This is a genomic window from Flavobacterium sp. 9R, from assembly GCF_902506345.1.
In the GTDB taxonomy this organism is placed as follows: domain Bacteria; phylum Bacteroidota; class Bacteroidia; order Flavobacteriales; family Flavobacteriaceae; genus Flavobacterium.
In genome coordinates, this window is the sequence record NZ_LR733413.1 from 583,876 (window position 1) to 605,542 (window position 21,667).

A 21,667-nucleotide genomic window follows, 5' to 3' on the forward strand; every position below is an offset into this window, starting at 1 on the left:
TATGATATTGTTGAATCGTTTATTTGTTGAATCGTTGAATTTTTCAATCTTTCAATTCTTCAATTTATAAATAATTAAAATTTAAAATATTCTTTTGCATTGTGATAAGAAATGTCGGCTACCATTTTGCCAATCCATTCCATATCGTTTGGCAATTCTCCTCTTTTGATTTCGTCTCCCAAAAGATTGCAAAGAATACGTCTAAAATATTCGTGTCTTGGGAACGATAAGAAGCTTCTGGAATCGGTTAGCATTCCAATGAAACAGCTGATAAGCCCCATATTCGAAAGCGCATTTAGTTGTTTGGTCATCCCGTCTTTTTGATCCAAAAACCACCATCCCGATCCAAACTGTACTTTTCCTTTTACGCTTCCATCATTAAAGTTACCAATCATAGTAGCCATTACCTCATTGTCAGCAGGATTTAAGTTGTAAATGATGGTTTTGGTAAGTTTGTCTTTACTGTCTAAAGCATTTAAAAATGAAGATAATTTTTGAGCCTGAGGATAATCTCCAATAGAATCCCAGCCTGTATCTGGACCTAAAATTCGGTGCATACGTGCATTATTGTTACGCAAAGCGCCTAAGTGAAACTGCTGCACCCATCCCAATTCGTGATAGCTTTCAGATAAAAATAACAATACTGCACTTTGGAATTTTAACGCTTCTTCTGAAGTAATACTTTGGTTTTCTCTTTTCTTTTTGAAAATTAAGTCTATTTCGGAGGCTGTAAAGTTTTCAAAATAAATCTGATCCAATCCGTGATCGCTCAAACGACAACCGTTTTGATGAAAGAAAGTAATTCTTTTTCTCAAAGCATCACATAAATCGGTATAGGTATTGATCGCTATTTCGGCCACATTCCCCAAAGTGTCTAGGTAATCATTGTATCCGTCATTCGAAATTAAAATGGCTTTGTCAGGTCTAAAAGCCGTACTCATTTTCGTTGAGAAAGGATTTTGATTTAATTTTTGATGAAACTCCAAACTATCGGTAGGGTCTTCGGTAGTACAAACCAGTTCCGCATTAACTTTTTGAAGTAAATTGCGGGTACTATAAGCAGCTGAATTTATTTTTGCCGAAGCTTCTTCATATATTTTCTCTGCCGACTTTTCGTTGAGCAAATCATAAATGTCAAAATAACGTGCTAATTCCAAATGTGTCCAATGGTACAAAGGATTGCGCATAGTATAAGGAACTGTTTTGGCCCAATTTAAAAATTTCTCTTTGTCTGACCCGTTACCAGTGATGAATTGCTCATTTATACCTAACGTACGCATCGCGCGCCATTTGTAGTGATCACCATTTATCCAAACGTTGGTAATGTTGTCGAAAATTTTATCCTCTGCAATAAATTGTGGATTTAAGTGATTATGGTAGTCAATGATAGGCTGATTTTTGGAATAATTATGGTATAATTCCTCAGCATATTTATTTTCTAATAAAAAATTATCGTGTATAAATGTGGTGCTCATACGACAGGATTAAAAGTTATTATTCGTTGGAAGGTTTACCAATAGTGGCCAATATTCCTCCATCTACATAAAGAATATGCCCATTGACAAAATCACTGGCTTTCGAAGCTAGAAAGATGGCAGCGCCTTGCAAATCATCTGGGTCACCCCAACGAGCGGCAGGGGTTCTGCTGATAATGAATTCGTTAAAAGGATGACCATCTACACGAATGGGTGCAGTTTGACTAGTAGCAAAATAGCCTGGACCAATTCCGTTGGTTTGAATATTGAATTTGGCCCATTCTGTGGCCATATTTTTGGTTAACATTTTCAAACCTCCTTTTGCGGCAGCATAAGCACTAACCGAATCTCTTCCTAATTCACTCATCATCGAACAAATGTTGATGATTTTTCCGCCTCCACGCTGAATCATTCCTTTGGCTACATTTTTGGAAACAATGAAAGGGCTAATCAAGTCTACGTTGACAACAGCGGTAAAGTCGGCAACTTCCATATCAATAATGGGGATTCTTTTGATGATTCCTGCATTGTTGATTAAGATATCGATCGGGCCTACTTCGGCTTCTATTTTTTGAATGTTTTCGATTACAGCTGCTTCATCGGTTACATCAAAAACGTAACCATACGCGTCGATTCCCACAGATTTGTACTCTGCCACTGCTTGATCTACCGTCTCTCTCGAAGCGCGATCGTTTACCACGATTTTTGCGCCTGCGTGTCCTAGTCCTTTTGCCATTGCCATTCCTAATCCGTGAACACCTCCAGTAACCAATGCGGTTTTTCCAGTTAAATCAAAAAGGTTGATTGACATATATTTTTATTTAATAAGTTAGTATTTATCTTAAATCGGTGATTTTGCAAACATCCATATCGCCATAGTCCAAATTTTCTCCCGCCATTCCCCAAATAAAGGAGTAATTGCTTGTTCCTGAACCCGAATGAATGGACCAAGGTGGAGAAATCACAGCTTGATGGTTTTGCATCCAAAGATGTCTTGTCTCTTGCGGTTCTCCCATAAAATGACAAACGGCTTGGTTTTCTGGAATATCCAAATAAAAATACACCTCCATTCTGCGGTCGTGTACGTGTGCTGGCATAGTATTCCAAACACTTCCTGGTCTTAATTCGGTCATTCCCATTTGTAACTGACAAGTAGTTACCACACCGCCAATGATCATTTGGTTTACGGTACGGTGATTGGCGGTTTCCATACTGCCTAATTCAAGTTTGTTGGCTTCAGCCAAACTTACTTTTTTGGTGGGATAACTAGTATGTGCAGGTGCCGAATTGATATAAAATTTAGCGGGTTTTTTGGGGTCTTCACTTTTGAAGAAGATATCTTTGTTTCCGCTGCCAATGTAAAGCGCGTCTTTGAAACCTAATTCATAACTAGTACCGTCTATTACAATTGTTCCGTTGGCACCCACATTGATGATTCCCATTTCTCTTCTTTGTAAGAAATAGTCGGCTTTTAGTGGGTCTATGGTTTCAAGTTTTAAAGGAACTGTAGGTACTGCAGAACCTGCAATGTAGCGATCGTAATGAGAATAGGTTAGTATGATTTCTCCCTCTTCCATAAGGTTGTCGATCAAGAATTCATCTCTTAATTGTTTCGTATCATATTGTTTTACTGCTTTTGGATTTGAAGCGTATCTAGAGCTGTATTTTGTCATGGTATTTTAAATTGTAATCGATTACACAAAAGTATAAAAGTTATGTGAAATTCGTTTTCTTTTTTCGATAATCTTAAAAAATAATATTTCTTTTCTATTATAAATCAGTGATAGGGCGGTATTTGGGTACTAATGTTTTCATTACACTCCAACCAATTAAATAAGCTACGGCACAAATAGAGAAAATGATGAAATAACCAGCTTCAATACCTTTGAAACCCATAAACACCATATTGGTATCTTTGCTAAAATCAAATAACATTCCGGACCCTTTATTGATTAGTGTAGATCCCAATCCACCAGCTAATCCACCAATTCCTGTAATGGTTGCAATTGCTTTTTTTGGAAACATATCGCCAACCGTAGTAAAAATGTTGGCCGACCACGATTGATGTGCGGCTCCCGCAATCCCAATAATGATAACAGGAATCCAATAACTGATGTAGCCTAAAGGCTGTGCAACTAAAGCTAATAACGGGAAAAACGCAAAAATTAACATGGCACGCATTCTGCCTTCGTAGGGATTCATTCCTTTTTTTTCTACAAAGAACGTAGGCAGCCATCCTCCAATAATTGATAACAAGGTAATCATGTATAACACAAATAAAGGTAATGCAGCTTCTGTAGCATCCATATCATATACAGAACTTAGGTAAGCCGGTGTCCAAAATAAGAAGAACCACCAAACCCCATCGGTCATGAATTTACCAAACGCAAAAGCCCAAGTTTGTTTGTATTTGAAACATTCTGTCAAGGAAACTTTTGTGCTTGTTTCAGGAATGTAGCCTACAATTTTACTGTCGGCAATATCGTCTTGTTGAATGTATTCAAGTTCAGCCGCACTAACTTTTGGGTGTTTTTCGGGCTTATCATACATAAAAACCCAAAATCCCATCCAAACAAATCCTAATGCTCCAATGATGATAAAGGCCATTTCCCATCCAAAGGATTTGGCGATAAACGGAATGGTAATTGGTGCTGCCAATGCACCAACAGTGGCTCCTGAGTTGAATATACTAGTAGAAAAGGCTCTGTCTTTTTTAGGGAAATATTCAGCGGTTGTTTTAATGGCTGCAGGAAAGTTTCCAGCTTCGCCTATGGCCAAAATCAATCGAGCAAAAATGAATAAATAGACACTTACATTGATTACCATTGCGGTGTCATTTACTGTTTTGATCGCTTCTTTTGCTCCTTCAAAACCTACCAACCAGTTCCCTGTAATTATTCCAGAAGTAGCTATTCCACAAAAAGCATGTATACAAGCTCCAAATGACCATATTCCAATGGCCCATAAAAAGCCTTTTTTGGTATCTAACCAATCCACAAATCTTCCTGCAAAAAGTAAGGAAGTTGCATAAAATATAGAGAATAAAGCAGTGATGTTGCCGTAATCGTTATTCGTCCAATGAAATTCTGGAGCAATAAAGTCATTCCAAGTCAACGAAAGTACTTGTCGGTCTAAATAATTGATGGTGGTTGCGAAAAATAGTAAACTGCAAATTTTCCAACGGTAGTTTCCTAGTTTAGTGTTGCTCATATTTTTATTGCCTATTGGATTATAATAATTAATGTAATCGATTACACAAAAATAGATTATATTTTTATAAATACAATTTTTTGGTTACTTTTTTTTTGATGCAATAAAACTTTTGATTAATTTTTAAGTAATATGTAATAAAATGCTTTTTTAAAAGGTAAATGATGCATTTTTGTAAGTGGCTTTGATATTTCGATGCATACTTTTTAAAAAGAAAAAAAATCGAACTATTCTTCGAAGCAAGGAATAAGGGGTAAAGTAAGCTGCTAGTGTAATAAGTACTCTATGTTGTAATAGCAAAATAGCAATTGTAAATGCTTTTTGTTACACTTATAGGGCGATGTAGAAAGGGTAAAGGAAGTTTCAACTTTTAGTCACTTCAATTATTTATAATAATCATTCAAGTTAAAATCTTTGTTGTGTTTTAACTTATGGATGATTTTAAGGAAAACAATAGCAGTAATATACGCATCGCCCATTGCAGTATGCCTGTCTTTTTTTGAAATATCAAATTTATCAGCCAATTCATCAAGGCTGTAGTTGTCCTTTTTCTCTAATAAGTTTGATTTTAGCAAGGTTTCTTTATACAATGTTGCTGTATCTAAACTTTTATTTTTTAGTCGGGGAAGCCCATTTCTTTCTAGCGCTTTGTTGATCATTCCAATGTCAAAATAGGCATGATGGGCTACAATAATGGCATCACCAAGATATTCCAAGAATTGTTGTAAGGCTTCTAATTCAGTGGGACGCTCCAAAATCCATTGTTTTAATATTCCGTGAATTTTAGCACTATTTTGATCGTAATGATCTTGTTCTATGAATACTTCAAAGCTATCTTTCAGCGAAATCGTATTGTTTTGTAACGAAACGGCGCCAATACATAAAATGCAATCTTGTAAATAATCAAATCCTGTAGTTTCGGTATCAAGAACTACAATTCGTGTGGCTTCAATTGCAGATATAGTCCATTTTTTTTCGGTTGGAGTACTTGTACTGAAACGCTTTGATTTAATAAAAGGCACTATTTTTTTAAGAAAATCTTTCATTATAATATGTTTGAGGCATTAAATCGAACGGTAATCAGTTCTTGCAAATCTTTAATGGTTTTAAACGTATTTTTGAGTTTTATTTTTTCGAGTTTGGTTAGGGAATCCAAAGCAATATATTGTCCTGAATCATTATGCAAAAGACCTTGTTTGGTTCTAAATTTCAGTAAGGCTTTATAGGAATAAGCACAAGACAAATACAGTTCTCGATTGTTAGGTTCTAACTCAGCTAATTTTTCAAAGCGTTCTGCGGTATTGCTGATTGATTTTACAGAGTGGTATAAAATTAATAGTCGTGCGGCATCGGCAAGTGGCATTAAGGCTCTGTTTTTGATGTTGAAGGTATCTTTGTTCGCTCCGTCTTGTTCTACTAAAAATTGTCTAAAGAAACCAGTAGGTGAGGGACTTTGCAAAGCACCACTAACTAAGTGCAGATAAAATACTGGATTGGCTTTTATCGTTTCAAAAATATAGTCAGATAATTCATTTACAATTTTACTATCACCATAAGTCAACGAATAATCAAAGAAGATAAAGGATAATAAGACTTCATTTTTGCCAGTATTGGTTATCCAGTGCAGTACTTTCTTTTTCCATTCGGATACACTCAAACACCAATTAGGATTAGAAGCCATCATTTCTGCGGGACAATAATCGTATCCAATTTCAAACAATCCTTTATTGACATGAGTGGCCAATGCTAAGAAATATTTTTTAGTTTCTGAGGCTTTCTCTTCAGGGACATCTTCATAGACCAAAGCATTGTCTTGATCGGTGTGCAACAATTGCTCACTTCTGCCTTGACTTCCCAACGCCAGCCAAGAAAAAGCAACTGGAGGAGAAGTTTTCATTTTTTTTAGCGAAAGTTTGATGACTTGCTGTATGCATACGTCATTCAATTCGGTGATGATTTTTGTAGTAAGCGTCATAGGGATATTTTGGTCAATATATCCTTGTAACAAACGCATTATGTTTTGCCTAATTGGCTTTATTTCTTTGCTTTTTTTACATCTTTTGATGGCTTTGATGAGTACGGCTGGATTGTTGCCAATGGCTACCATTACATCGTGTTTGGAGAGAATACCAACTGCTTTGGTATTAGGAGTTCCGTCTTTAGTCAAACACAAATAGCTAATGTTGCTTTTTATCATAGCCATTTGCGCTTGCGTGATTGTCATTTTTTTGGGATACGTAATCACAGGGCTATTCATTATTGAGGCCGCTTGAGCTGTAATAGGAAAGGCTCCCGTCACGATTTTATTTCTTAAATCTTTGTCGGTTACAATACCAATGGGGAGTTCGTTTTCAATAACCAAAATAGCGCCCACATTTTTTTTGGTCATCATCTCGGCAATGTTATTGGCAGGTGTTGATGGCGTACAAGTAATTATTTTTTTGGAGTATTTGACAGGTTGAAAATCCAAAAGCTTTTGGCTACCGCCCAAAATTTCTTCATTGACTACTTCGCCATAAAGCTTGCCGCGATGGCTTTCAGAATAAGGATTTTCGGTATTTGAGGCAAAACTTTCAATTAAAAAATTTGCTACATCCTTGTTTTTTAAGGCATAAGGTTTGAACAAGTCACTCGGAATAGCATAGAGGATGCTTTCTTCGTGAGCACGAGCTTCCATTTTGTAATTTTCGTGTGTAATGAGTGGTCTTAAACCAATAAGGTCACCTTCATCTGAAATATTGATGATTTCGTTTTTGCTTCCTTTTCTTAAGGCAACAGCGCCTTTATGGATTACATAAAATGAATCGTGTGCGGCTTCATTTTCTTCAAAAACAATGCTGTCTTTTTCTTTATAAATAATAGAAACTTCTTCAGATAAGGTGTTGATTTCTCTTAAGTTTAAAAAACTGAAAGGTGGATAATTTTTTAAAAAATCCGCAACTCTCTGTGAAATGGTATTTTTCATTATAGCAATTTTTCTTGTTTTGAAATGTACTAAAAAGGGAGATAGACGCATAAAAAAAGCTTCCAGTTTTGGAAGCTTATTTTTGGTGTTATTTCTTTTTGGTTTTCATATTCAATATTTCGACGAACAGAGAAAATGAAATGGCAAAGTACAAATAGCCTTTAGGTACTGGCGTGACGTGACTTCCAAAGATTAATGCATTGGATAAATGCGCACTTTCTGTTAATAACATGAAGCCAATCAAAATCAAAAAGGATAAACCTAAGATTTGAATAGAAGGGTGTTTGTTTACAAAATTACCTACCGGAACAGCAAATTGCATCATAATGAAAACTGAGACAATTACAGCAGTAATCATAATGTAAATTGCACCAGGAACGCCATTGGTCATCCCAACTGCAGTAAGAATACTGTCGAAAGAAAAAACCAAATCAATCATAATGATTTGTAGAATGACACTTTGGAAAGATTTGGTTGCTGCTCTGCCGAGTTCTTTTTCTTCATGTCCCCTTTCATCTACTTTTTCACGGATTTCGTTGGTGCTTTTGTAAATAAGGAACAATCCTCCCAACAATAAAATAATGCTTTGACCAGTAATGCCCGCTTGTAGCCATCCCCAGTCGATGGTGAACCATGGTTTTTTCATCTGAATCAACAAATTGATTCCGAATAGTAAAGCGATTCGCATGAACATAGCCAAAAACATTCCAATTTTGGTGGCTTTTTTACGTTTTTCTTCAGGTAATTTTCCTGTGGCAATCGAAATAAAAATAATATTGTCTATCCCTAAAACAATTTCTAGAAAAGTTAGGGTCAATAAGGCAATCCAAGCATCAGGATTCAGAAATACTTCCATTTAGGTTTTGTTAAAAGTTAATATTTATGTTTTTGGATAATGAACTAAAGTTTAATTACTGTGCCAGTTTGTTTGGCATCTGAACCTACCATTCCGAATTCAAAGGTATAAGAATTAGCTGTTGTAGTCAGGATTTTCATTTGTATGGCTTTTTCTTCCGCCATATTTTTTGGATGCTTTTTTTGGATTACATATTCGCAATCGTTGACCCAACGAATGGTGGCTGTATCTGTTTTGCCTTCAAAAGTCTCAATTTCGATGCTGTCATTGCGTTCAAAGACAGTTGTTTTTTTGACACCATTTACTTCGTATTCAAATTTGAATTTTCCGGTTTTAAAATCGGAGCATTTTCGTTCTACATTATAGCAGGAAATCAAAAGTAGTAGAGGCAAGAGGTAGTATATTTTTTTCATTTTTAGTTCTGTTTTTATTCAATTTTAATATCGTATTTATCCAAAAGGCCTACGATTCCTTGTGTAGTAAATTTGGCTTTTTTCATCGGATTGAATTCGGGGTCGATGCTGTAATTGTATGCGGTTCTAAAATCGGCTCCTGCCAATTGGGTATCATTAAAAATCGCACGGTCAAGATTGCAATTATCAAACACACTATTGTTCAGTTGTGTCCCAATGAAAGTTACTTCTTTGAGCGAACACCCTGAAAATTGGGTTTTCGGCATTTTTTTATTGGCAAAAGACGCGTAATCCAACACGCTATCTTGGAAACCCACATCGAATAAAAAATCGTCACATCCTTGAAATTGAATGCCCAAGAGTTTACAGTTTTTGAAACGAACGGTTTTTAAACTACTGGCTGCAAGTTGCACCATAGATAAATTGCAATCTATAAACTCGCAATCCATAAAGGTGTTGTTGCATAAATCACTATTGGAAAAATCACAGTTTTTAAACACGCAATCTTCAAACTCGCGATGGTTTATTTTTTGATCAACAGCGATGACTTTGTCAAAGGTTTTTTGAACGTTAATTAGGTTTTCCATTAGTCGTTGAATAAAGCTTTCATAATCCATCTAAGGCCTGTAAAGATTAAGTACATCGAAGCCAAACAAGCTATGATTCCTATGCCAAGCACCAAATAATGCCAATTCGTATGTTGGTTCATAAAGGCGTTATAAATGATAGACGGGCCAAGGAAGAGTAAGGGCAAAGCTCCTGATAAATATTTGATTCCTTTGGATAAATAGTCTTTATTGGTTGCCATTTAAAGTCAGAAGTTGGAGGTTAGAAGTAAGAATTTAATTTTGAGGGTTGAAGTTGTCTACCGCTTTTCGAACACTTCCGTATTTGGTTAATAATTCGGATGCTTTTTCGTAGGAAACAGGAATTTCTCCCATAATCATCTTCACGCCACGGTCTACCAATTTGGCGTTGCTCAATTGCATATCGACCATTTTGTTGCCTTTTACTTTGCCTAGCTGAATCATAGTAGCCGTCGAAATCATATTGAGGACTAATTTTTGAGCGGTACCTGCTTTCATTCTCGAACTTCCGGTTACAAATTCGGGACCGACAATGACTTCGATTGGGAATTTTGCGGTTTGTGACAACGGACTTCCTGCATTGCAAGAAATACTTCCTGTACTGATTTTTTTCTCGTTGCAGGCTTTTAAACCGCCAATTACATAAGGAGTTGTGCCTGAAGCAGCGATACCTATGACCACATCGTTTTCATTGATGTCGAATTGTTGTAAATCTTTCCAAGCTTGTTCCGCGTCATCTTCGGCATTTTCTACAGCTCTTCGAATGGCTTTGTCTCCGCCAGCTATGATGCCCACAACTAAATCAAAAGGAACTCCAAAAGTTGGTGGACATTCCGATGCGTCGACTACACCTAATCGTCCAGAAGTACCAGCTCCAATATAAAAAAGGCGTCCTCCAAGTTTCATTTTGGCTGCAATTTCGTTTACCAAGGTTTCGATTTGAGGTAAAGCTTTTGCAACTGCTAAAGGAACTGTTTGGTCTTCTTGATTGATATTGTGTAGCAATTCTTGAACCGACATTTTTTCTAAATGTTCGTATTTTGAGGATTGTTCGGTGGTTTTAGTGAAGGTCATAATGAATTTTTAGCCTAAATTTTGAAGCACCAAAGTTAATTAAAATTTAGGAGTCATTATGATTAATTCAATAGTTTGTAGAGGGAAGGGTATACTTTTGAAAATGACAGTTGACAAGCAGTATATCGATGTCTAGTATAGAATATAGTAGTGTGTGTGGAATAAATTATTGGTAAAAACAACAAGGTTTTCATCATCTTAACACGTACAAAAAGGTTTGGAAAACTATTCTAATTTGAAATAAAAATAAAAAACTAATGTTGAAGTGTTAGTTATTAATTAGTTTTTAGCATCTTGATAATTGCTGAATCCTTTTCTACTGATTCGGTTAATGTTTTGTGTAAGCGCTCCGCCATATTTTCTATGCTATCTGAAATTGAGCCACAAATTAAATCCATTCTCTTTTGCTTTTCTTCTTTTATTGCTAATACTAATTTATTAATAAGAAAATCATCGTATTTTTCAGCGATTGAGTCATGGGTGTTGGTAATTCTGATAACATAATCGTTACTGAAAATAGTGACTCTGATATGATGATCTTCATTACTCAAATAATATTTTCTGCCCAATTCATCACAATGAATATCAGTGCTGTTTCTTTTCAATAATTCTGATATGATACCAAAAATATGGCTTTCAGTTTTTGAAAATTCTCTAGATTTTTTATGAAACAAACTAAACATAATAAAAAGTATTTAAATTAATTACAGTTACATTTGATTCCTAAGAAATAATAGAATTCAATTGAGATTACTCAAATTGGTTTCTAAATTATTTTCAAATAAATTTAAATACTAGATAACATCAAAATAAATCAGTTTAAATACTTAAAGTTCAGATGAAATGCGATTAAAATCAATTTATATTTTTATTTAGTGATATGTTATTATGTTAGTTGGTTTTATACATAAGTTACAATAGTATTGCTAATAGAATTCCCAATATGATCATGGATACTTTGGCCACGTTGAATTTGTGTCCTTCGCTGCTTTCAAAAATGATGGTAGAGGAGATATGAAACAAAATCCCGATAACGATGGCGGTGATTTCGGTGGTGTATTCTTGTAATCCAGGAATATAATTGGAGGCTAATGTGCCCAGAGGGGTCATCATGGCAAAAGTAATCATGAACGCAAAAATGGCTTTTTTGTTGAGTTGTGCTTGTACAAAAAAGGTAGTCAAGATAATGGCTATTGGCAGGTGGTGAATAGCAATTCCGATGGCCAAATCGTGGTGGTTGCCAACAGGAAATCCTTCTAATAAAGCATGAATACAAAGGCTTATGAATAACAACCAAGGAATGTGTGTTATGGTTTGATGACCGTGAACGTGTCCGTGTTCAGCACCTTTAGAGAAGAATTCTAATATGATTTGAAACAAAATACCCAACATAATATAGAGACCAATAGTGGTGTTTTTGGTTTCGTAGACCTCTGGTAATAAACTGATCACTGTAACGGATAGCAAAAATGAACCGCTAAAAGCCAAAAGAAGTTTCAGGTTGGATTTCTTTTTGGGCTGGATCACTAATGCCAAGATATACCCGAGGATTACAGCAATTAAAGGCAAGAGGTAATTCATTATTTTTATTTTAGTGGGTTTAGAAAATATTGAAATCTAAAGGTTGAAGTTATGGATCTCAAGAAAATTATTTAAAAATCATAATTAAACGTTCACTATCTGTTTTGTGGAATTTTTTAAGCTTGTAATCGCCAAAAATATCCAACAGATAAATTCCAGCTTCGTCCATTAGTTCTTGAAAATCTTGTAAACTAAAAGCTCTTACTTTTTCGGTGAAATGATAGTGTTGCCCTTGGTCTTCAAAGCTGATTTCTTTGTAAATATGTCCTTCTTTTACATATCTTTTGATGTGAAACTCGATTTGGTCTACCGTTTTAACTTCTTCGGGAACTAGGGTTTCAATGACTTGATTCACATTCATAAAATCAATCACAGCAAATCCTGTTTCGGATAGACTGTCTTTGATGGCTATTAAAGTTTTCAGATTATCAGCCTCATCTTCAAAATAGCCAAAACTGGTGAATAGATTGAAAATAGCGTCAAATTTTTCTTCAAAAGGTTCACGCATATCGTGCACTTTAAAGGATAAATGAGTGTTGCTGTTTCTGCTCGCCTCAGCAATGCTGTTTTCAGACAAATCCGCTCCCAAAACATTGTATCCTAATTGACTCAAATAAATGGCGTGACGGCCTTTCCCACAGGCTAAATCTAAGACTTTTGCTTTATCAGGTAAGTTGAGATACTGAGTCAAATTATCCATAAAAATTTGCGCCTCACGATAGTTGCGTTCTTTGTAAAGGATATGATAGTAAGGAGTGTCAAACCAAGAGGTAAACCAATTTTTGGTGGATGGCTCTTGGTGGTTTATAGTGGGTTTGTGGTCTTCAGACATTTATTCGTTTTCATTTAATTTAAGTCCGGCAAATTTAGTGTATTTTTGCAGAAAATATACTATTTCAAACCGTTTGGAGTTTGGAATTTAATACTTGGAATATAGCATACGATGGAGAATTTTAAAATGATAGCCAAAACCTTTTTTGGTTTTGAAGAAATATTGGCCAAAGAGTTGCGCCAATTGGGTGCGCAAGAGGTAGAGCAGGGGATTAGAATGGTGAGTTTTAAGGGAGATAAAGGATTTATGTATAAAGCCAATTTGTCTTTGCGTACTGCATTAAAGGTGTTAAAGCCAATTTATTCTTTTAGAGCAACCAATGAAGCAGCTTTGTATAAAGGTATTGCAAGTGTGAATTGGTCTAAATATATCAATGCCAATCAAACGTTTGTGATTGATGCAACGGTGCATTCGGATCATTTTAACCATTCGGAGTTTGTGTCTCAAAAATGTAAAGACGCGATTGTGGATCAGTTTAGAGAACGCACGGGTCAACGTCCAAGCATTGACAAAGTTTTTCCTGATTTACGAATCAATGTTCATATTGGCAAAGACCAAGTTTCCGTAGCATTGGATACTTCTGGAAATTCGTTGCACCAACGTGGCTACAGAACGGCTACAAATATTGCTCCTATCAACGAAGTTTTGGCAGCGGGTATTTTATTATTATCAGGTTGGGAAGGGCAAGGTCACTTTTTGGATCCGATGTGTGGTTCAGGAACATTTTTGGCCGAGGCCGCAATGATTGCTTGTAATATTCCTGCTAATATCAATCGAAAAGAATTTGCTTTTGAAAAATGGAAGGACTGGGATAATGATTTGTTTGACCAAATCATGGACAGTTTATTGAAAAAAGTAAAAGAGTTTCATTACACGATAAAAGGCTATGACAAAGCGCCAAGTGCGGTTCAAAAGGCCAAAGACAATATCAAAAATGCCAATTTAGACGAATACGTAACGGTTGCTGAAGAAAACTTTTTTGATACCGAAAAAACGACCGAAGGCAAATTGCATATGGTTTTCAATCCGCCGTATGACGAGCGATTGGATATTCACATGGAGGAATTCTACAAAAGTATTGGCGATACCTTGAAGAAGAATTATCCAGGTACCAATGCGTGGTTTATTACGGCGAATTTAGATGCTTTGAAATTTGTCGGTTTAAAACCTTCCAGAAAAATCAAATTGTTTAATGCTAGTTTAGAAGCGCGTTTGGTGAAATACGAAATGTACGAAGGAAGTAAAAGAACCAAGTTTCAGACCGAAAATAAAGAGTAAATTTTAATTTAATTTTTTCAATATGACGAAATTACAAGTACGAGCATTTCTATACCAATTGGGTTGTTTTGCCATTTTGTTTGTTGGTTTTCGCTATTTAGTAGGAACCTACACAGGTTTAACTGGGTTTTGGGTTCCGTTAACAGCATTTGCTTTGGGTACAATTTTGGCACCTAAATTTCAAGCAGCCAAAACCAAAGACGGCGAAAAACTATTTATGTCTTGGATTTTTCTTAAAGGAGTTCGAATCATAGGGTAATAACCCGTTGGCTGAAATTCAAATAAAATAAAAACTTAACCACATAGAGCCATAGATTAATAGCAAATCAATATAGAAAAAAACAGAAATAGTACTATTTCTCACAATAGATGAGCTATGTGAATAGTAAAACGTCTATTTGTTTCTTTTAAAAACTATAAATTCTATGATTCTATGTGGTAAAAAATAATTTCACCCAATGGGTGGTAATAGTTTTCAGTTATAGAACTGATCGCTCATTTCAAGCATAAAAAAAGCGTTTTTACAAATCGTAAAAACGCTTTTTTTATGCCTTCTACCTTCTATTTCTTCGGCTTTTTCTCTTCTTTTTTTGCTTTTTCAGCAGGAAGTACTTTTTTCTTGTATAGCGGAACAAAGTACGAAACAGTATAGTTGAAACCTACGCCAAAATCACCATTATACGTTCGGTTAAAACCTGGAATGTACAAATTATCAAATCCACTTGGAGTTTTGTTGGTAATTAAGCGGTTTAATCGCAAACTGAAACCCACAAAAACGTTGTTGAATACTTTGGCTTTTACGCCCGCCACAACTTCTACCCAAGTAGCCGTTAAACCACTGTAATTTTTTCCTGCAACCACAACAGGAACTTCTCCCCAATACGGATTAGGATTGTAGATTTTGTAGCTATTCAATTCTTGGCTAAAGCTCGAAAAACCTGCGCGCATCCCAATCGAGATGATGTTTTCCATATCCAACCAGTTTTCGTATGCGTTATAATCGAATCCCGCTTTTAGGTAAGAACCTTTGGCGGTGGAAGTCAATCGGTCGTCTTCGGTGGTTTTGTTTTCAGTACCCAATTCGGCAGCCAAAAAATATTTTTTCGTTATGCGGTAATCTCCCACCAACTCAATTCCTTTATAGTTACTGTCGTACAAACCTCTGGTCAGTTTGTATAAATCAGCACCTACTCTTAGACCATAGCGATTGAATTTTGGAGGAACAACGGTGTCCTTTTTTTTGGTAGGCAATTTTTCTAATTCTTGCTTTGGTTTTGCAGGAAGGATATTGGTTGCTTTTGGAGGTGTAGTAGTTGTGGTCGTTTCTTGAGCTTGAACGGTAAACAAAGAAAAGAGCAAGCAGCCACTAAAAAAAGATAGAAAGGTGTGTTTCATTTTCGTTGTTTATGTTAGTTTTTTGCAATTGGACTACTTTCATCCACTTGGTATCAGAAGCTGGTCCATCCGTGTGTTCAAATGGAGGATTTGCATCCATTTCGAACAAGGTTTTGAAACCACAAGCTCTAGACACATAGACTTCGTTGGTCGTATAGTTGAATTTAATCACATCCGTATTGATAAAGGCAACATTGGTACTACCAGAATTTAGTATAAAACTAAAAGTAGTTGTAGCGGCATTGGTTTTCAGTGGAATCGAAATTTTTGAAGTATTCGCCAAGAATTTTGATTCTCCAGAAGCCGTAGCATTAAAAATCACACCATCGGTCATTCCTTCGCCTATTACTTTCAAATTCGTCACGCTTTTTTCAACCGTTGGATTGTTGATATCGAAGAATTTAATCACCATTCTAGGTGTAGTAGGCGTATTGGCATCGCAAATGTCATCTTTCTCACAACTTGAAAAAGAGAAACAAAACACCAACAGTAAAAGCGTTATTTTTTTCATTTAAAACTATTTATTTATACGGCTAAATCATTTAAGGATTAATTGAAGATTACAAAATACCTCAAGTGATTTCTATTCTTTATTTATTATCCAATCTTATATGCCCTTCTATGGTTATAAAACCTAACCGCAAAGACCGCAAAGATTTACGCAAAGCACACCAAGAAAAAACTTACATGCCCTTGAATACCTTTTATGGTTAAAAAATTCAAACGCAAAGTACGCAAAGATTTACGCAAAGCGCACAAAGAAAAACTCTTATATGCCCTTCAATACCTTATATGGTTACAAACCTCAGAAACCATTAAAAAGAAACTTCAATGACTTATATGTTTACAAAAACTAACGACGTTCCAACAACACCACATTCTCCACGTGATGCGTTTGCGGAAACATATCCACAGGTCGAACGCGTGTCACTTTGTACTTCTCATCCATCAAAGCCAAATCACGAGCTTGTGTAGCCGAATTACAACTCACATACACCACTTTTTGAGGCTCAATTTTCAAGATTTGATCAATAACCGCCGCGTGCATTCCGTCTCTTGGTGGATCAGTGATGATTACGTCTGGTTTGCCGTGTTGAGCGATAAACGCTTCGTTGAACACCACTTTCATATCTCCTACAAAGAACTCACAATTCGTGATATTATTTCGTTCGGCGTTGGCTTTGGCGTCTTTAATCGCTTCGGGTACGCTTTCAACACCAATCACTTTTTTGGCTTTTTTCGATACAAACTGAGCGATAGTTCCCGTTCCTGTGTACAAATCATACACTGTTTCGTTACCAGTCAATCCAGCGAAATCTCTTGTGATTTTGTATAGCTCGTAGGCTTGATCCGAGTTGGTTTGGTAAAACGATTTGGCGTTGATACTAAATTTCAAGCCTTCCATTTCTTCTAGGATGTAATCGCGTCCTTTGTACAACTGAATATTCGTATCGTATAACGTATCGTTTGCTTTGTTGTTGATTACGTACTGTAAAGACGTAATCTGCGGAAATTTAGTATACAAATGATCCAACAACAACTCTCTATTGGCTTGATCGTCTTCAAAAAACTGAATCAACACCATGATTTCGCCAGTCGAAGCCGTGCGCAACATAAGCGTACGCAACAAACCTTCGTGCGCTCTTGGGTTAAAGAACGTCAAACCGTTTGCATTGGCAAATTCACGCACTTCGTTGCGAATCGCGTTCGAAGGGTCTTCTTGCAAATGACATTTATTGATGTCTAGGATTTTGTCCCACATTTTAGGAATATGAAAACCCAAGGCATTTTTATTGTCCAATTCCTCGCTACTTCCTATTTCGTCTTCGGTTAGCCAACGGCTATTCGAAAACGAAAACTCCATTTTGTTACGGTAGAAAAACTGTTTTTCAGAACCCAAAATCGGTTCGAAATCCGGTAATTCAATTTTACCAATGCGTTGCAGGTGGTTTTTCACCTCGTTGTGTTTAAAAAACAATTGCTGGCTGTACTTCATATTTTGCCATTTGCAACCGCCACACACCCCAAAATGCTCACAAATTGGGTCAACGCGGTGTTCTGAGAACTCGTGAAACTTCACGGCTTTGCCTTCGTAATAGGCTTTTCTTTTCTTGAATGTTTGCACATCCACCACGTCGCCAGGCACGACATTCGAGATGAACACTACTTTACCGTCGGGCGCTTTAGCCACCGACACGCCTTTTGCTCCAGCATCAAGGACTTTTATCTGATGAAAGACAACTTTGTCTGTATTTTTCTTTGCCATACGGCAAAAATAAGGCTTTGAAACGTTTTACAAATTCAATTTCACAATTTTTTTTGAAAACCACCGTATTTGTTGAGAAGTACCACTTGGGCGTGCCCCCCGAAACCCGTTTTCCTTGAACCCACACTATCTCTTATATCGGGGGTCGGGCTGTCCGCTATATCTCTTGGGGCGAACTCCGCCCCAAGAGGATGCCGCTCCCATCCCTCACGCGGTTGAAGACGGCAGTTGTCAGTACTCAAACGGCAGATACAACACCCAAAACACGAAAGGAACTTTCAGAATTTTTTTATGTTTTTAGGAGGAAAAAGAATATATTTGGGAAGAAAATGGTTTGATAGTTAACTCACCATTTTAAGTTTTTTATTTTATAATGTACCAGTGAATTAATGAATAAAAAGAATAATACATTTCTAGATTTCGCCACATTGATATCAATTTGTGGTATTGCGTTATACATATTGGGCTGGCTTTATTGGAATTACTTCTTTAAAAACCTAAATATCTCTTTATCTTTTTTTGATTTATCATTTGACAAAGTTATTTCAACAACTTGGCCATTTATAATTTTATCAGTTATGGGCTTTATTCCAATATTTGTTCAAATAACAGGTGAAGAAATCAAATCTTGGGATATTATGACTGCAGTTTTTATAGTAGTAAATGGATTACTACTTTCATTATTTTACTTGTTGAAATTTGATTATTACTTGTGGATTTTCATAAGTACATCTAGTATTTATTTTATCGTTCGATATTTTATGCTTAGAAAGAAAGTTAGATTGTATTTTATTTCAGTACAATCAATTAAATATGTATTTCTCATAACAATTTATGTTTTTGGCATATTTCTTTACGGCTATACAGGAAAAAAAGACGCACTTAGTTTGATAGAGAATTATCAGGAAGATTGTAGAATTGTTTTAAAAAACAAAGATGAGATTACCGGAAAATTCATAATTCACAATGGGAATAAAATATTTATTATAAGCGAATTATATAACTGTAAAAAAGAGGTTGTTATAATAAATGATGATGAAATATTGCAGTTTATAACTACTCTAAAATAATTTTCATTACTACGCTAGCGCGAGCGTCACGCTCGTGCCCGCAAACAAAGTAAAAACAGTATATTTTCTTTATAACTAGAAATTATAAGTTTAGTGAACAAGAAGGTGCTTGTTTTATAACAGTTGCAATTAAAACTACTCCAATATTAACCTTAAAATTTAATTATGAAAAATTACAAAATGTTATTTCTTATTCTAATCTCATCATTTTTACAATTTTGTAGTTCAAATGAAAATGAAGAAGAAAGATCAGAATTAATCGGAAAATACGAATTGTTAGATTATAAATCGAATATTCCACTTGATTTAAATGGAGATGGTATTAAAAGTTCAAATATTTTTGCCGAGCTTGAAGAATTTTATTTTAAACGAATTAGAGCTGTTTTAGATTCTGATTTAGTGATTTCAGACTATTATAAAGTTAGAATGTATGCCAATCTTCCAATTCCAACTTCAGATGATCCTATCAGTGGTAGTGGAAGTTTTGGGACTAATTCTTCATATTATGATTTAGTATTTTCTAAGGATCTCAAATCTATACAAAAATTTGATTTAATCTTGGACTCCAACCCTGCGACATTCCCGTTATCAGTAGAGGAAATAACAATTAATGAAAACAATGATTTAACTTTAAAATGTAAACAACCTTTTTTTTGTTATCTAGATAGAGAATGGAAAACTATTGAATCGACAGCAATTTTTAGAAAAAGATAAAAACCCGATAGCGGGGCAAAGTAAAAACAGTATTTTTTCTTTGTGTGTAAAAAGTAGAAGTTTAACGAAAAAGAAGGTGCTTATTCATAAGAACCAGTAAAAACAAATACAAATATGTTAGAAAAATTATACGGAAACAAAACAGAAAAGGAATTATTTTTTTTTCGAAAACTATACACTGCACTTTTAATTGTGGTAGCTAGCTTACTAGTAGTTTTTAATGGTATTAGTTATTTTCTATGGGGTAATTTCCATTTAATCCCATCAATTATATTTATCATAGTACTATTCTGGAGTGCTTTAAATGTTGATTATCTGAAAAAGAAAGTATAAAATTAATTCTAACATCTTAAAATTAGATTTTTAGAAATAGATTTGAATTGATTTAGATTATGGGCACGAGCGTGACGCTCGCGCTAGCGTGGGTTTTTAATATCAACTTAAAAATACTCTTATGAAAAAGTATACACTTATCTTTTTGAATGTATTGCTATTGGCTAGTGCCGTAGGTTGTGGAAATTCTGAATCAAAATCTTCCAAGAACAGTGCAAAAGAAGCTATTGCCAAGCAATCTTTGACCCAAAAGTCAACTCCAATTACCCAAAAAATCACACCTTGTCTTTGGGTTGATAAAGATGCAAAAGCGGTGGTGAAGTATTACCTTTCTATTTTCAAAGACGGTAAACTAAAAGAATACCATCGTTACAAAAATCCACCACAAGATAACGGACAAGCAGGTCAAGAATTTTTCGAAACAGCAGTTATGGAAATTGGGGATATAGAGTTTAGTATTTTGGCGGCGGGACCCTACTTCAAGTTTAACGAATCCATTTCCTTTGTTGTAAATTGCAAAGACCAAACAGAAGTGGATTATTATTGGGAGGCTTTGACCGCCAATGGAGGAGAAGAAGGCACTTGCGGATGGTGTAAAGACAAATATGGACTTTCGTGGCAAGTGGTTCCCGTGGAGTATTTCGAGCTCATTAACAACCCTGATGCTAAAGTTAGAGAAAAAGCAATGAAGAATACTTTTAAACAAAAGAAGTTGATACTATCAGAGCTTAAATAAACGGCTTACTACTTAATTTAAAAATAAATACTTTGAAAATAAATACGTTATTACCAGGACAATCAGGACTAGAAATTTTATGCGATAGTTATTTTATTGAAAATCTTGAATCATTCGAGGAGTTAATCGAGGTGTACAATTTGCACAAAGAAAAGAATCCTGAAAAGACCATAATTGTAACTTTAGACAATTTAGGACAAGCTGAATATACAAGTGTGCATTCAACTATGTCTAATGATTTGGACGTTATTGAAGGTTACGATTTGTCAGGAATTGATAAGGAGTGTTTTGAAAATGGGGAACATTTGGGCTACCTCTCAACACCATCTGAGTTTTTTATTCTAAAAGAGAACTTCCTAAAACAAGTAAAAGACGTTGATTTTTTAGCTGCATGCGACAAAGGATTAACAATTGATGAAGACGAACTAGCTATTTTAGAAGAAATCAATCAATCTCCATTTGACTTTCTAGACAAAGAAATCATTCTTAGAATTGTTCCAGTAAAGAATGCTTATGAAGGTGTTTGTGGATTTCCAAATGGCTATTTTGCTAGTGATTTGGATCCTTTTGAAAATTATGCTTTAGCCAAACATTTATTTCAGAAATATGGTTTGGTACTTTTTGGAATTGGAGCTTCGTTTTTAGGCTTTATTATCAATAGGACTTTAGATGTGCAAGAAGTACAAGAGTTGGGAGTCGATTTATCAAATTTGTATGACACAACTCCTGAAAGATTTGAGAAATTGCTTGAAATTACCCAAGAAAAGGGCTATTTGTTTTTAAAATATGTCGAATATTTAGATCATTAAAGTAAGTTTAGTATACTTTTCCCTGGCTGGTGGTCGCTAGGAAACTTATACAACAGCTATTAAAAAGCTGTTA

At 35.3% G+C, this 21,667-nt stretch carries 23 protein-coding genes; 6 read left to right on the forward strand and 17 right to left on the reverse strand.

Annotation, left to right across the window (positions count from 1 at the left end):
* Positions 1-74: 74 nt before the first annotated feature.
* The 14 genes from uxaC to FLAVO9AF_RS02615 form a co-directional block, all read right to left on the reverse strand.
* Positions 75-1,475 (reverse strand): glucuronate isomerase, encoded by a 1,401-nt coding sequence (uxaC, locus tag FLAVO9AF_RS02550; protein WP_159683792.1) that lies wholly within the window; start codon positions 1,473-1,475, stop codon positions 75-77.
* Between the two features lie 19 nt (positions 1,476-1,494).
* On the reverse strand, positions 1,495-2,286 hold the full coding sequence (locus tag FLAVO9AF_RS02555; RefSeq protein ID WP_159683796.1) for a gluconate 5-dehydrogenase: 792 nt from the start codon (positions 2,284-2,286) through the stop codon (positions 1,495-1,497).
* Positions 2,287-2,311: 25 nt separating this feature from the next.
* A complete protein-coding gene (gene kduI / locus FLAVO9AF_RS02560) occupies positions 2,312-3,148 on the reverse strand; it encodes a 5-dehydro-4-deoxy-D-glucuronate isomerase (protein ID WP_159683800.1) in 837 nt (278 codons plus the stop codon).
* 97 nt (positions 3,149-3,245) lie between these two features.
* Positions 3,246-4,685, reverse strand: a complete 1,440-nt coding sequence (locus tag FLAVO9AF_RS02565; protein ID WP_159683804.1) for an MFS transporter — start codon at positions 4,683-4,685, stop codon at positions 3,246-3,248.
* 383 nt (positions 4,686-5,068) lie between these two features.
* Entirely contained in the window at positions 5,069-5,731 is a 663-nt protein-coding gene (locus FLAVO9AF_RS02570; RefSeq protein WP_159683808.1) for a PolC-type DNA polymerase III, read from the reverse strand.
* On the reverse strand, positions 5,731-7,650 hold the full coding sequence (locus tag FLAVO9AF_RS02575; RefSeq protein ID WP_159683812.1) for a DUF294 nucleotidyltransferase-like domain-containing protein: 1,920 nt from the start codon (positions 7,648-7,650) through the stop codon (positions 5,731-5,733). Before FLAVO9AF_RS02575 ends, FLAVO9AF_RS02570 begins: the two co-directional genes overlap by 1 nt.
* Before the next feature lie 88 nt (positions 7,651-7,738).
* Positions 7,739-8,506, reverse strand: coding sequence for a TerC family protein (locus tag FLAVO9AF_RS02580; protein WP_159683816.1), 768 nt, complete (start codon positions 8,504-8,506; stop codon positions 7,739-7,741).
* Between the two features lie 44 nt (positions 8,507-8,550).
* Positions 8,551-8,919: a DNA topoisomerase IV gene (locus FLAVO9AF_RS02585; RefSeq protein ID WP_159683820.1), complete on the reverse strand. Its 369-nt coding sequence runs from the start codon at positions 8,917-8,919 to the stop codon at positions 8,551-8,553.
* Positions 8,920-8,933: 14 nt separating this feature from the next.
* Complete coding sequence (locus FLAVO9AF_RS02590) at positions 8,934-9,506, reverse strand: pentapeptide repeat-containing protein (protein ID WP_159683823.1); 573 nt, start codon at positions 9,504-9,506, stop codon at positions 8,934-8,936.
* Positions 9,506-9,727 (reverse strand): DUF6095 family protein, encoded by a 222-nt coding sequence (locus tag FLAVO9AF_RS02595; protein WP_159683826.1) that lies wholly within the window; start codon positions 9,725-9,727, stop codon positions 9,506-9,508. The genes FLAVO9AF_RS02590 and FLAVO9AF_RS02595 overlap by 1 nt, the downstream gene beginning before the upstream one ends.
* 34 nt (positions 9,728-9,761) lie before the next feature.
* Positions 9,762-10,580, reverse strand: coding sequence for an N-acetylmuramic acid 6-phosphate etherase (gene murQ, locus FLAVO9AF_RS02600; protein ID WP_159683829.1), 819 nt, complete (start codon positions 10,578-10,580; stop codon positions 9,762-9,764).
* Between the two features lie 275 nt (positions 10,581-10,855).
* Positions 10,856-11,263 (reverse strand): hypothetical protein, encoded by a 408-nt coding sequence (locus tag FLAVO9AF_RS02605; protein ID WP_159683832.1) that lies wholly within the window; start codon positions 11,261-11,263, stop codon positions 10,856-10,858.
* Between the two features lie 229 nt (positions 11,264-11,492).
* A complete protein-coding gene (locus FLAVO9AF_RS02610) occupies positions 11,493-12,161 on the reverse strand; it encodes a ZIP family metal transporter (RefSeq protein WP_159683835.1) in 669 nt (222 codons plus the stop codon).
* 67 nt (positions 12,162-12,228) lie between these two features.
* Positions 12,229-12,993, reverse strand: coding sequence for a class I SAM-dependent methyltransferase (locus FLAVO9AF_RS02615; protein WP_159683838.1), 765 nt, complete (start codon positions 12,991-12,993; stop codon positions 12,229-12,231).
* Positions 12,994-13,104: 111 nt separating this feature from the next.
* On the opposite strand from FLAVO9AF_RS02615, the gene FLAVO9AF_RS02620 reads away from it, so the two are divergent.
* The gene (locus tag FLAVO9AF_RS02620) at positions 13,105-14,271 is read left to right on the forward strand and encodes a class I SAM-dependent RNA methyltransferase (RefSeq protein ID WP_159683841.1); all 1,167 of its coding nucleotides are present in this window, start codon (positions 13,105-13,107) and stop codon (positions 14,269-14,271) included.
* Positions 14,272-14,293: 22 nt separating this feature from the next.
* Complete coding sequence (locus FLAVO9AF_RS02625) at positions 14,294-14,530, forward strand: hypothetical protein (RefSeq protein WP_159683844.1); 237 nt, start codon at positions 14,294-14,296, stop codon at positions 14,528-14,530.
* Between the two features lie 302 nt (positions 14,531-14,832).
* Here the strand turns inward: FLAVO9AF_RS02625 and FLAVO9AF_RS02630 are convergent, their stop codons facing one another.
* The 3 genes from FLAVO9AF_RS02630 to rlmD form a co-directional block, all read right to left on the reverse strand.
* Positions 14,833-15,666, reverse strand: coding sequence for a DUF6048 family protein (locus FLAVO9AF_RS02630; RefSeq protein WP_159683847.1), 834 nt, complete (start codon positions 15,664-15,666; stop codon positions 14,833-14,835).
* Complete coding sequence (locus tag FLAVO9AF_RS02635; protein ID WP_159683850.1) at positions 15,638-16,177, reverse strand: DUF6452 family protein; 540 nt, start codon at positions 16,175-16,177, stop codon at positions 15,638-15,640. The genes FLAVO9AF_RS02630 and FLAVO9AF_RS02635 overlap by 29 nt, the downstream gene beginning before the upstream one ends.
* A gap of 342 nt (positions 16,178-16,519) precedes the next feature.
* A complete protein-coding gene (gene rlmD / locus FLAVO9AF_RS02640; RefSeq protein WP_159683853.1) occupies positions 16,520-17,932 on the reverse strand; it encodes a 23S rRNA (uracil(1939)-C(5))-methyltransferase RlmD in 1,413 nt (470 codons plus the stop codon).
* A gap of 389 nt (positions 17,933-18,321) precedes the next feature.
* Between rlmD and FLAVO9AF_RS02645 the strand changes: the two genes are divergently transcribed.
* From FLAVO9AF_RS02645 to FLAVO9AF_RS02660, 4 genes are all read left to right on the forward strand, one after another.
* Complete coding sequence (locus FLAVO9AF_RS02645; RefSeq protein WP_159683856.1) at positions 18,322-19,002, forward strand: hypothetical protein; 681 nt, start codon at positions 18,322-18,324, stop codon at positions 19,000-19,002.
* Between the two features lie 165 nt (positions 19,003-19,167).
* Positions 19,168-19,716 carry a hypothetical protein gene (locus FLAVO9AF_RS02650; protein ID WP_159683858.1) on the forward strand — a complete coding sequence of 183 codons (549 nt, stop codon included), beginning with the start codon at positions 19,168-19,170 and terminating at the stop codon, positions 19,714-19,716.
* 454 nt (positions 19,717-20,170) lie between these two features.
* A complete protein-coding gene (locus FLAVO9AF_RS02655; RefSeq protein WP_159683861.1) occupies positions 20,171-20,785 on the forward strand; it encodes a VOC family protein in 615 nt (204 codons plus the stop codon).
* A gap of 32 nt (positions 20,786-20,817) precedes the next feature.
* A complete protein-coding gene (locus FLAVO9AF_RS02660) occupies positions 20,818-21,594 on the forward strand; it encodes a hypothetical protein (RefSeq protein ID WP_159683864.1) in 777 nt (258 codons plus the stop codon).
* Positions 21,595-21,667 lie beyond the last annotated feature (73 nt).